The following is a 12504-nucleotide window of genomic DNA, read 5'->3' on the forward strand; positions in this document are numbered from 1 at the left end:
TGGAGGTAAATATGAAAACATCTTTATTAAATACTAAGGAAGGAATAATTATATCAACCATAGACGCTATAAATGAATTAGGATTGCAGAATGTATCAACAAAAGAAATAGCTAAAAGACAAGGTGTATCAGAAGGAACACTTTTTAGACATTTTAAAAATAAAACAGATATATTACTTGCAGTATTAAATCATTTTAGCCAATTTGATGAAGATATTATTCAAGTAAGCGTAAACAGAAAATTAAATCCAATAGATACAATAAAATATTATATTGAGACTTACTATCAATATTATGAGAGTTATCCAGCGATTACTGCAATTTTGCATGTATATGATAACTTGATGTATGAGGAGGTATTGTCAGATAAAATAAAAAATATTATTGAAATTAGGACAACCTTTTTAAAAGATACAATTGAAAAAGCTCAAGAAGAAGAATTGATAAAAGCAGAAGTTAGTGCTCAGATTTTAACAGATTTAATCTTAGGAGGAAGCAGGGAAACTTGTTTAAAGTGGAGAATTGAAGGTTTTGACTTTTCACTTAAGGAAAGAACTGTAACTATGGTAAATACTCTAATAAATGCTTTTATTATAGACAAATAATTTAGGAGGAAAAACAGATGTCCTTTAATTCAAATGATCAAATGCTTGAATTATTTATACATGAGACTTCAGAACAGCTAGAGAAGCTTGAACAATCTATTATAGATGTTGAAGCTACTGGAGGCTATTCTTCAGAAATTATAAATGAGATATTTAGAATAATGCATACAATAAAGGGCTCATCTGCAATGATGCTATTTAATAATATTTCAGCGATAGCTCATTCAATAGAAGATTTATTCTATTTTATAAGAGAAAAAAATCCTAAAAATATTGATGATTCATCCTTATGCGATGTTGTTTTAGAAGGGTTAGATTTTATAAAAATAGAAATAGAAAAAATCAAAAATGGAGATGCTCCAAACGGAGATGAAAAGGTTTTAAAGGAAAAGATTAAAAAATATTTAGAAAAATTAAAAATTAAAAATAACGTAATTGAAACAGTGGGAAAAAAGAAGGAAGAAGTAAAGCAGTATTATGTAGGTCCTAGTAAATCCATCAAGGCAACTAAAAATAATGCATTTCAAGTAATTGTATATTTTCAAGAAGGTTGTGAGATGGAGAATATTAGGGCTTTTGCTATTGTCCATAATCTTAAGGAGATTACTGAAGACTTAAAACATATTCCAGAAGATATTACAGATAATGATGATAGTGTCGAGATAATTAGAGAGAATGGTTTTAGAATTGAGTTTAAAACTGATAAGAGTTATAAAGATATCGAACATCTATTTATGGAAGTTGCGTTTATAGACAAGCTTGATATTAAACAGTTAGAAGTAAAAGAAGAATCAAAAGATAGTGATGATAATAAGGAGCAAAAAGAAACAAAAGGAAATGAGGCGCCACAAGATAAGTTAGCCAATGCCAATAAAGGTAGCCAAGGGAAAAGCTTAATAAGTGTTAATGTTGAAAAATTAGACAATTTAATGGATCTAGTAGGAGAAATAGTAATAGCGGAGGCAATGGTTACAGAAAATCCGGATTTGAAAGGATTGACTTTAGATAATTTCAATAAAGCAGCTAGACAGCTTAAGAAAATCACTTCAGAGTTACAGGATATAGTGATGTCTATAAGAATGGTACCTATAGCTCCAACATTCTTTAAGATGAACAGAATAGTTCGAGATATGAGTAAGAAGTTAAAGAAAGAAGTAACACTAAAGTTAATTGGTGAAGATACAGAGGTGGATAAGAATATTATAGAACACATAGGAGATCCACTTATGCATATTATAAGAAATTCCATAGATCATGGTATTGAGGCTACTGAGGAAAGAGCAAGCAATGGTAAAAGTCTAATAGGTACAGTAACCTTAGAAGCTAAAAATGCTGGAAGTGAAGTATTAATTATTATAAAAGACGATGGCAAAGGTTTAAATAAGGAGAAAATATTAAAGAAAGCATCAGAGAATGGAATTTTAAATAAGGCCCCAGAAGAAATGACTGATAAAGAGATATATAACTTGATCTTCCTACCAGGTTTTTCTACAAAGGAAGCTGTAACTGAATTCTCAGGCAGGGGAGTAGGTATGGATGTAGTTATAAAAAGTATTGAAAAAATAGGTGGATCTATACAGGTAGACAGTAAGCCCGGAATAGGAACTACTATGGTACTAAAAATACCTCTAACACTAGCAATTATCGATGGGATAAATATTAGAGTTGGAAAGTCAATATATACAGTTCCAACAACATCAATTCAAGAATCTTTTAGACCTAAGGAAGATGAGATTTTTAGGGATACTGAAGGAAATGAAATGATAATGATTAGAGGGAAATGTTATTCAATCCTGAGACTTCATGAAATATATAATGTTAAATCAGCAACAAAATTAATTCATGAAGGAATATTAGTTATGATAGAAGATGAAATCCATCCAGTGTGTTTGCTTGCGGATGAATTAATAGGGGAACAACAAGTAGTTGTAAAAGCATTGCCAAGTTACATAACTAAAATCAAAAATATAAAAGGTATATCAGGATGTACATTGTTAGGGGATGGAAGTATTAGCTTAATATTAGATATACCAGGAATAATAGATTGATAAATGATGGGAGGCAAAACTGATGACAGAGAATGAAAAAGAAACATTAGTCGAAGAAGAGGATACACAAAAAGGAAAGTTTTTGACTTTTAGATTAGAAAAAGAAACTTATGGAATAGAAATAAAATATGTAATTGAAATTATAGGAATTCAAGAGATAACAGAGGTACCTCAATTACCAGAATTTATAAAAGGAATAATAAATCTTAGAGGAAGGATAATTCCAGTAATGGATGTAAGACTAAGATTTAAAAAGAATTTCGTAGAATATAACGATAGAACTTGTGTGATTGTAGTAGATATAAATGATTTATCCTTGGGACTTATTGTAGATGGAGTTTCAGAAGTAGTCTCAATAAAAGAAGAAGACATAGTACCACCACCGGATATTAGGAATAATAACGAAAGCAGATACATATGTGGAATCGGAAAAGTAGAAGATGATGTAAAGTTATTATTGGATATTGAAAAACTATTAAATGTTGATGAATTAAATGAATTAACAAATGTATAGGGGGAGAATTATATGAAATTTTTAGGGAATTTAAAAATTAAAGTTAAACTTATTATTTGCTTTGTTTTAGTGGCTATTCTTACCGGGGTAGTTGGTACAATAGGAATTATAAATATGAAAAATCAAAATAAGGCTGCAAAGAATATATTTGAAAGTAATTTCCTACCATCTCAGGATATATCAGAAATTCAAAAAAATCTGTTGATAGTAAGGTCAACTTATCTATTAATGCTATATGAGAAGAGTGAAAGTAAGCTTCAACAGAGAATTGATGATATAAATAATGCAACAACTTCAACAAATAGTTTATTAAGCGAGTATGAAAAAACTCTATCAAATGACGAAGATAGAGCATTATTTAAAACATTAAAGGAGGATCTACAAGTTTATAGATCACTTCGTTCTCAAGGTATAAGCCAAGTACAAAATAATAAAATTGATGAAGCAATAGCAGGATTACCAGAAGCAACTAAGGCAAGAGAAAAGGTAGATAAAGATATACAAGATATGATAGATTTAAATAAAAATCTTGCAAAGAATACTAATGATACCAATACTAAAAGCTATGGGACTCAGTCAATTCTTATGCTTGCTATTATTGTAGTGGCTATAGTACTTGCTATAGGATTAGGACTTCTAATTGCAAATATAATAGGAAAACCAATCTATAAATTAGTTGAAGCTGCTAATAAAATGGCGAATGGAGATATGGACGTAGATATAGAAGGTACAACTAAAGATGAAGTAGGGATTCTGGGACAAGCATTTAAAAAAATGGCGTTTAACATGAATGATGTACTAATAAATATTAATGCATCAGCAGATCAAGTAGCTGGAGGATCTAAGCAAATAGCTGATTCAAGCATGGAACTATCAGAAGGTGCAACAGAACAAGCTAGCTCAATAGAAGAACTTACTGCATCAATTGAGGAAATATCTTCTCAAACAAGAAATAATGCTGATAATGCAGCAAAAGCAAATGAGTTAGCGGAAAAGGCTAAAGATAACGCATTAAAAGGCAATAGCCAAATGAATGAAATGCTAAATTCTATGAATGAGATTAATGATGCATCATCAAATATCTCTAAGATAATAAAAGTTATAGAAGAGATAGCTTTCCAAACCAATATACTTGCACTTAATGCTGCAGTAGAAGCAGCAAGAGCTGGACAACATGGAAAAGGTTTTGCAGTTGTTGCGGAAGAAGTGAGAAATCTTGCAGCAAGATCAGCTAATGCAGCAAAAGAAACTACTATGATGATAGAAGGTTCTATTAAAAAAGTAGAAGATGGAACTAAAATAGCAAATGAAACTGCAAAGGCACTTAATGAGATGGTTATAAATATTGAAGAGGTTGCTGAATTAGTAGGTGATATTTCAGTATCATCAAATGAACAAGCATTAGGAATTGAGCAGATTACAGAGGGAATAACACAAGTATCACAAGTGGTTCAAAGCAACTCTGCAACTTCAGAAGAAAGTGCAGCAGCAAGTGAAGAATTATCAAGTCAAGCTGAAATGCTAAAAGAAATGGTAGGAAGGTTTAACTTAAAACATAATTATGGTGGATATAACAATAATGAAACTTTAAGCCCAGAAATTATAAAGATGCTAGAAAATATGAAAAATAACAGAGACCACAATAATTCTAATACAAAAATATCATTAAGTGATGATGAGTATGGGAGATACTAATATAATTAATACCAGTCATCTATAGGAAGGGGCATATGATATGGGGATTAACAGAAAAATTAGAGTATTAATAGTAGATGATAGTATGGTGTTTAGAGAAGTAATTTCAAGAGGTCTAACTACTGATAAATTTATTGAAGTAGTTGCTACGGCCAAAGATCCTTTTGAAGCTCGAGACAAAATAATAAAATATAAACCTGATGTTATGACCTGTGATATAGAGATGCCAAAGATGAATGGAATAGAATTTATTAAGAGACTGCTTCCACAATATAAAATACCAGTTGTAGTGGTGAGTTCCATAAGTGAAGCCGTATTAGATGCTATGAAGGCAGGAGCTGTGGATTTTGTGACTAAACCAGATATTCAAAGTGTAGGTAGTGTTGAGGAATTTATAAATGAACTAGTTTATAAGGTTAAGGCTGCATCTGAATCTAAGATTATGGATGTTAAAGAAAATCATAGTGAAGCAATTACATCAAGTGATGGAAACTCTAAATATAAAATTATAGCAATAGGAGCATCAACAGGAGGAATAGAAGCAATATATAGTGTGTTAAAGAAATTCCCTAAAAATATGCCAGGTATAGTTATAGTGCAACATATTCCTCCTGTATTTTCAAAAATGTTTGCAGAGAGACTTAATAGTCAAATAGCTCTCGAAGTAAAGGAAGCAAAGACTGGAGATTATGTCGAGAAGGGTAAGGTTCTTATTGCACCAGGAAACAAGCATATGAAAATAAAACATGTCGGTGATAGATTTCAAGTAAAGTGTTTTGATGATGAAAAAGTTAATGGAGTACGCCCAGCAGTTGATATACTCTTTGAATCAGTTGCAAAAGAGGCTGGGGATACTGCCATAGGAATAATATTAACTGGTATGGGATATGATGGAGCTAAGGGATTGCTTAGTATGAAACGTAAAGGTGCAAGGACAATAGGACAAGATGATAAAACTTCCGTGGTATATGGTATGCCAAAGGCAGCTTTTAATGTAGGAGCTGTAGAAAAACAGGCTAAGCTAGAAAATATCCCTGAAATTGTATACAGTTTACTTTGTAGATAGTATTATTTTGCTGATAAGAACTATAAGCTGGGTGGTGATAAGGTGAATGAGAATAAAGTGAGGAACTTTGAAAAGTCATTTCTATTAAATACTTTAAAGTCAATTGGTGATGGAATTATTGCAACTGATAATTGTGGCAAGATTTCATTTATGAATAAGTCAGCTGAAGACATACTTGAATTGAAGTTTCAAGAATTAGGAGAGGAAAAAATTCAGAATATATTTACAAGTATTGGATTGCGCAATAATGGACATATTGAAGATATTTTTGCAAATGTAATCTCTGATAATAAACCCTCAGGACTCAGAGACAATACATTTATTATAACTAGAAGCAATAAGAAAAAATATATTTCTGCTAATATTTCACCGCTAAAAAATGAACGAGATGAAGCTATAGGAATTATAACTGTTTTTAGAGATATTACTAGAATAAAAAGCTTGGAGTTAGAGGTGAAAAAGCAGTGGAGTAATTTGAAAAATATTTTTGATAAAGCTCCTTTTGGAGTAGTTATTTTTAATGAAGACATTAGTGTGAAGAATATTAATGATGAAGCAATGGATTTATTAGGATTAAATAATATTGAATGTATAGGAAAAAGCTTTAGGGATATTTTTTCATGTGGATTAAAAAGAAATGGAGGCTTTTGTAGTTGTATAGGGAAATGTGAAAATTGTAATATAAGAAAAGCTTTTTATTTGGCTATGAATGAAGGAGTGTCTACTAAAAATATTGAGGTTAAGAAGACTTCCCAAGTAAATAATAAGGAAGTTGATTTGTGGATAAAATTCACCATAACTCCAATGACAGAAGATGATAAAAAGCATGTAGTTATATTTTTAATGGATATTACAAGAATAAAAAATAATGAAATTGAAATTACGAAATCTAGAGACTTCTATGTAAATCTATTTGAAAATTTCCCAACTACAATTTGGAAAACTGATACTAATGAAGAAATGATATATATGGCAAAAAGATGGGAAGAGTTTACTGGGATAAGTGCAACAGAAGCCCTTGGGAAGAATTGGATTAACATTATGCATCCAGAGGATAGAGATTTCTATTATAAAATTAATAAGAGAGCTGTTAAAAACAGAGAGTTTTATGAATTTGAATTCAGAGCCTTAAATAAAGATGGTGAATATCGGTGGATAAAATCTCTTAATAAACCTTTTTATGATATAAATGATAAGTTTGATGGATATTTAGGAATAGCCTTTGATATAACTAACAATAAAATAGCAGAAGACGGTTATGTAAGATATAAGATGCTATCAGAAAAGGCAAGAGATATTATATTATTTATTGAAAAAGGTGGTAGGATAGTAGATGCTAATGAGGCTGCAGTACAAACTTATGGATATACAAAAGAAGAATTAGTATCTATGACTATATTTGATATTAGCGAGAAACAAAATACCAGTGGAATAGCTATAAATCAAAGTAAGAAAATTGGTAAATATTTTGACGGTGTTCACATAAGAAAGGATGGAAGTAAGTTTCCAGTTGAAATAAGCTCAAAGGGTGCAGTTATAGATGGAAAACGCATTATATTAAGCGTAATAAGAGATGTTTCTGAACGAAAGAAATCTGAAGATTTAATTAGAGAGAGTCAAGCTAAATATAAAGCACTATTTATGAATATGAAGGATGCCTTCTCATTTCAAAAAATTATTTATAATGATGATAAAGAGCCTATTGACCTTGAATATATTGAAGTTAATACAGCCTTTGAAAAAAATTTCTCTATTAGATATGAAGAGGTTATAGGAAAAAAGATAACTGAAGTTTTCCCGGCACTATCTAAGGTTGTTATTAAGCACATAGAACATTGTTTCAAAGAAAATAAGAGATCAAGTAGTAGTATTATTAAGGAGTTTTATTCAGAGAAATATAAAAAATGGTTTTCCATTTCACTTCACTCGCCTGAGGAAGGATACTTTGCTTCGATTATTGAAGATATTACTGAAAGAAAGATATCACTAGGAGCATTGAAAAAAGCAAAGGATGAAGCTGAAACTGCAAACAAGTATAAAAGTGAGTTTCTTGCAAATATGAGTCATGAAATAAGAACACCTATAAATGGAATCGTAGGAATGATAGATTTAACATTGCAAACTGAGCTTGATTATGAGCAGGTAGATAACTTAGTTACTGCAAAATCTTGTGCTAACTCACTATTAAACATAATAAATGATGTGTTAGATTTTTCTAAGATGGAAGCAGGAAAGTTATCAATTTATGAGATGGATTTTAATGTTAAAAAATTACTAGAGGAGATAATAAAATCACATTCTCCTTATGCAGATAATAAGCAAATTGAATTGAGTTATGGATTTTCGTCAGATATTCCAAACTACTTAAAAGGTGATCCGAATAGATTAAAGCAAGTTCTGAATAATTTAATAAGTAATGCTATAAAGTTCACTAGTAAGGGTGAAGTTTGGGTTAAGGTATCAAATATGAAAACATCAGGAAAGCATATAGATCTTAAGTTTTCGGTACAAGATACAGGAATAGGAATAAGTAAGGAAGAACAAAGATATATATTTGATAGTTTCAGGCAAGTTGATAACTCATTTACTAAAAGGTATAGTGGAGCAGGACTGGGACTTGCTATATCTAAAAGACTTGTTGAAATAATGGGTGGAGAAATTAGTGTTAAGAGTGTTAAAGAACAGGGAAGTATATTTAGTTTTATATTAAGATTTTCACTAGGAAATAGAGATAATATAAGCAAACGAGAGATAACAAAGATAGTTAGAACAATTGATCCCAAAAAAATTCTCTTGGTTGAAGATGATAAGGTTAATCAGATGGTTATATCAAGAATTCTCAAGAAGAAAGGACATGATGTTGAGATAGCCCAAAATGGTATCGAAGCTATTAATAAAGTTGAAGCACATTCATACGATGTAATCTTAATGGATATTCATATGCCAGAGATGGATGGTATAGAAGCTACAAAGAGAATTAGAATGAAACATGGAAAGGATAAGCATGTTCCAATAATTGCAATAACTGCTTATGCTCTTCAAGGAGATAGGGAAAAGTTCTTAGCAAATGGAATGGATGATTATGTTCCAAAGCCTATAATAATTGATGAATTATTTTCTGCTATAGACAGAGTTACAGCCCCATATAAGAACCTTGAAAATTACTCAAATTTAACTCTCAAATTAAATGAAAATGGAGAGGTTGAGTTCTTAAATTATGAAAATAAGGAAGAGAACGTATTAACCTCAAAGGAAGTAGAAATCTTAGAAGATAGAATAGGAGAATTAGTGAATTCATTAGATTTAGAAAATATATCTCAGGTAGAGTGTTTAGCTAATGAAATTAAAAGACTATCAAATACTATGGGACTTGACATAATAAAAAGTGTAGCATTTAGAATTGAACTTTGCGCAAGGAGAGGAGACCTAAATGAAGTTGTAAAGAATGCTAAAAAACTACTTGATGAATTTGATACATTTAAAAAATCAATTTTATAAGGAGGGGAAACTATGAAAATATTAATAGCTGAAGATGATTTGGTAAGTAGAAAATTTATATTAAAATTACTTTCAGCTTATGGTGAATGTGACTTAGTGGTTGATGGATTAGAGGCACTTGATGCATATCTTATAGCTGTTAAGGATAATGCTCCATATGATTTAATTTGCCTTGATATAATGATGCCCAAGGTTGACGGTGTTAAAGTATTAAATGCTATTAGAGATTTTGAAAAACAAAGAGGATTATTACCAGAGGAAAAGGCTAAAATAATTATGATTACTGCACTAGCGGATACAAATTATGTACATAAATCGTTTGATTTAGGTTGTGAAGCATACGTAGCAAAACCAATAGATACAGAGAAATTACATGAGGTAGTTGAAAAATTAGGAATCAAAAAAATAAAATAGAGACATTATTTTAAAGGGGGAGAATATATGAAAAAAGTACTTATAGTAGATGATGCAGCATTTATGAGATTATCACTAAAAACAATATTGGAGAGAAATGGTTATGAGGTTGTAGGAGAAGCCGTTACAGGTGTTGAAGCTATAGAGAAGTATAAAATATTTAGCCCAGACATCGTGACTATGGACATAACTATGCCCGATATGGATGGAGTTAAAGCTCTTGAGGAAATTAGAAAAATAAATCCTAGTGCCACAGTTATAATGATATCAGCACTTGGACAAGAAACATGGATTAAGAAGGCTATAATAGCAGGTGCAAAAGGATTTATTGTAAAACCATATACGGAAGAGTTTGTTCTAGAAACAATTAAAAAGTTCTAGGAACTTTAAAAATGGGCAGGTAGTAGAAAACTACATGCCCATTTAATTATAGCTTTGAAAAATCTGTTTTATGATATTTATGATCTATTGAAGTAGTTATACCTTTATTGTATACGGAAATAAAGGTGCCTTCATAGTTCATTTTCTTATTTTCTTTTAAATCTAATAGAGCATTACTATCACTATAATTAATTAATATTTTTCCAGAACTTGTTATAAAAATATCTTTTTCATCTGCAGCTGTAGTTAATTCTTTAGATTCCCACTGAGAAGTATTTTTACTATTTAATGATCCGTAGAGGACTTTAACAATTTTTCCATTACTTACTTCTCCTAAATACACAGTACTTTCATTATCGATACCTAGAACTTTGGCTTTTATTCCGTGTGAAATAGTTAAATTCCCTTTTGGTTGAGTAAGATATACCTTACCGCTACGATCTTGATAAATAAGTCTTTCTTCTCTTGGTACAACAAATATACCAGTTAAAGAAGAGTTTTGAAGATCTATTTTCTTTGAAGAAGTCTGATTTATATCCATTCTGTAAACAGAAGATTTATCAGGACTACTTTTAATTTCAATATATGTAACACCAGTAATTGTAGATGCTTTAATAGAATTAATTTTACTACCAGTTTGAGCAGCGGCTATATCAGAAATTTTTTGTGCATCATTCTTTTCAGCGTCATAATTATATAGGGTAAACATTTTACCTTTGTTAGTATGTTCTTTTGTAGATACTAACATAATATTTCTATCTGGAAGCCAAGTGAAATAGGATATTTCATCTTGATTTTTATTGGTAAAACTTTTTTCTTCCCCAGTAGCAGAATTAATGATTACAAGTTCTGAATCTTTTATATATGCTAAATATTTACCATTATAGGATACTTGCAGAGTACTCATATCATTAGGCAAATCAACATTTTTTTCAGGCTGCTCTTGTGGTTTATTTACACTAACTTCCTTTACATTAACATTAGCATTTTCCTTAAGATAGAATTTATCAAGCCAAATAAGTACTATAAATTGAAGAATTAGTGATAACACTGCACATGCCAATAAAGCTTTAATATTTCTTTTCATAGCTTCTTCCCCTTTACTTTACAATAATTGAAGAAACTATTGATCTTTCACCTAAACCATTTGATAAGGTATTGATAATTTCTCCGTTTAAATACATAGTAGCAGATTTACCACCATCTAGATTTATAGCAGTAACACATTTGCCTTCATTAAGCATAATTTTCTGAAGTTCATTCATAGTAGCTCCCATTCCATCTAATATACTTCTTCCGTCTGTTACTACCATTACAATAGAACCATCTGTTCTTTGTCCAATTGCTGTTCTTGGAGCCATACCTTGAGAAGCATTTTTACCAGAAAGGGGGATAGCTTTTCCTCCAGAAACTAAAACGGGACCAAAAGATAGAGCTTCCATTGTATGTTTATTTTTTAAATCATTAATGGAATATTCTCCAGCAAGTAGTGTGCCGTCTTCAGTTATTGCCATACATACTGATTTAGTAGAATTAGATTTTAAGTCTGAAAAGATGATTTTCCCGTCAGACATTATTAATCCAGTTGGGGTACCTCCATTTCCTGAACTTGATACTGTACTGGATTGATCAATAAAAGCACCACCATTAATTGCAGCAACAGCATCATTTTTCTCAGCCATTTGAGAAGTAGTTTCTCCTTGCTTATTTAGACTACTTGTGTAAGCAACCTTAACTCTATGTGGATCATTAATTACAAGCATATATCCTTTAAACCTCTTACCTTCAAAATCATATCTTTCGATAGAATCATCAGCTTTTTTATTTACATTTACAACTGATGCATTTGTAGGCATGGTATCAGTTGAGTCGTCATTTGAAGAAAGTATTTCATTTATTTTATCTTGAGATAAAAAGGCTGTAGCTAAGTATTGATGACTTAAGGTATTCATAGCAGAGCCAACATATATTTTTTTTGCGTTGTTAAAAGGACCATAAAGCAAAATAAAAGGTCCTGTAACAATTGTGAATAATAAAGTAAATGCTATAAGAAAAAAGAGTCTTTTCCATGGAGATTTTTTCTTTTTTTTCCTACGTTTCTTTTTCATTTTTAGATTCGTATTAGTTGCCATTAGTCACTCTCCTGTTTATTTCTAGAAATATTACATCATATAAACCATATAAATACAATTCTAACTTATTTTCGTATAAAAAGTTTTAAAAATTGATTACTATTTTATTATTTCTTTATTACATATAGGGTTTTAAGTTCAACTAATAACT

At 30.5% G+C, this 12504-nt stretch carries 10 protein-coding genes; 8 read left to right on the forward strand and 2 right to left on the reverse strand.

Features of this window, described 5'->3' with window-relative positions; genetic code table 11:
* The first annotated feature begins 11 nt into the window (after positions 1 to 11).
* The 8 genes from L1S47_RS13870 to L1S47_RS13905 are packed head-to-tail and all read left to right on the forward strand — an operon-like array spanning position 12 to position 10221.
* A complete protein-coding gene (locus L1S47_RS13870) occupies positions 12 to 605 on the forward strand; it encodes a TetR/AcrR family transcriptional regulator (RefSeq protein ID WP_238884129.1) in 594 nt (197 codons plus the stop codon).
* A 17-nt stretch (positions 606 to 622) separates the two neighbouring features.
* Positions 623 to 2653 (forward strand): chemotaxis protein CheA, encoded by a 2031-nt coding sequence (locus L1S47_RS13875; protein WP_238884130.1) that lies wholly within the window; start codon positions 623 to 625, stop codon positions 2651 to 2653.
* A 22-nt stretch (positions 2654 to 2675) separates the two neighbouring features.
* Positions 2676 to 3167: a chemotaxis protein CheW gene (locus L1S47_RS13880; RefSeq protein ID WP_238884131.1), complete on the forward strand. Its 492-nt coding sequence runs from the start codon at positions 2676 to 2678 to the stop codon at positions 3165 to 3167.
* 12 nt (positions 3168 to 3179) lie between these two features.
* Positions 3180 to 4862, forward strand: coding sequence for a methyl-accepting chemotaxis protein (locus L1S47_RS13885; protein ID WP_238884132.1), 1683 nt, complete (start codon positions 3180 to 3182; stop codon positions 4860 to 4862).
* A 40-nt stretch (positions 4863 to 4902) separates the two neighbouring features.
* Positions 4903 to 5928, forward strand: a complete 1026-nt coding sequence (locus L1S47_RS13890) for a chemotaxis response regulator protein-glutamate methylesterase (RefSeq protein ID WP_238884133.1) — start codon at positions 4903 to 4905, stop codon at positions 5926 to 5928.
* 42 nt (positions 5929 to 5970) lie between these two features.
* Positions 5971 to 9426 carry a PAS domain-containing hybrid sensor histidine kinase/response regulator gene (locus tag L1S47_RS13895; protein WP_238884134.1) on the forward strand — a complete coding sequence of 1152 codons (3456 nt, stop codon included), beginning with the start codon at positions 5971 to 5973 and terminating at the stop codon, positions 9424 to 9426.
* A 12-nt stretch (positions 9427 to 9438) separates the two neighbouring features.
* Positions 9439 to 9840, forward strand: a complete 402-nt coding sequence (locus L1S47_RS13900; protein ID WP_202768902.1) for a response regulator — start codon at positions 9439 to 9441, stop codon at positions 9838 to 9840.
* Between the two features lie 27 nt (positions 9841 to 9867).
* Positions 9868 to 10221, forward strand: a complete 354-nt coding sequence (locus L1S47_RS13905; RefSeq protein WP_238884135.1) for a response regulator — start codon at positions 9868 to 9870, stop codon at positions 10219 to 10221.
* Positions 10222 to 10267: 46 nt separating this feature from the next.
* Here the strand turns inward: L1S47_RS13905 and L1S47_RS13910 are convergent, their stop codons facing one another.
* Positions 10268 to 11308: a hypothetical protein gene (locus L1S47_RS13910; RefSeq protein WP_238884136.1), complete on the reverse strand. Its 1041-nt coding sequence runs from the start codon at positions 11306 to 11308 to the stop codon at positions 10268 to 10270.
* Between the two features lie 13 nt (positions 11309 to 11321).
* The gene (locus L1S47_RS13915) at positions 11322 to 12353 is read right to left on the reverse strand and encodes a phosphodiester glycosidase family protein (protein ID WP_238884137.1); all 1032 of its coding nucleotides are present in this window, start codon (positions 12351 to 12353) and stop codon (positions 11322 to 11324) included.
* Positions 12354 to 12504 lie beyond the last annotated feature (151 nt).

This window comes from Clostridium sp. YIM B02551 (genome assembly GCF_022324735.1).
Lineage (GTDB): Bacteria > Bacillota > Clostridia > Clostridiales > Clostridiaceae > Clostridium_T > Clostridium_T paridis.

Coding starts and splice junctions, on each gene's coding strand:
- L1S47_RS13870 (WP_238884129.1), top strand. CDS start 12: ATGAAAACATCTTTATTAAATACTAAGGAAGGAATAATTATATCAACC.
- L1S47_RS13875 (WP_238884130.1), top strand. CDS start 623: ATGTCCTTTAATTCAAATGATCAAATGCTTGAATTATTTATACATGAG.
- L1S47_RS13880 (WP_238884131.1), top strand. CDS start 2,676: ATGACAGAGAATGAAAAAGAAACATTAGTCGAAGAAGAGGATACACAA.
- L1S47_RS13885 (WP_238884132.1), top strand. CDS start 3,180: ATGAAATTTTTAGGGAATTTAAAAATTAAAGTTAAACTTATTATTTGC.
- L1S47_RS13890 (WP_238884133.1), top strand. CDS start 4,903: ATGGGGATTAACAGAAAAATTAGAGTATTAATAGTAGATGATAGTATG.
- L1S47_RS13900 (WP_202768902.1), top strand. CDS start 9,439: ATGAAAATATTAATAGCTGAAGATGATTTGGTAAGTAGAAAATTTATA.
- L1S47_RS13905 (WP_238884135.1), top strand. CDS start 9,868: ATGAAAAAAGTACTTATAGTAGATGATGCAGCATTTATGAGATTATCA.
- L1S47_RS13910 (WP_238884136.1), bottom strand. CDS start 11,308: ATGAAAAGAAATATTAAAGCTTTATTGGCATGTGCAGTGTTATCACTA.
- L1S47_RS13915 (WP_238884137.1), bottom strand. CDS start 12,353: ATGGCAACTAATACGAATCTAAAAATGAAAAAGAAACGTAGGAAAAAA.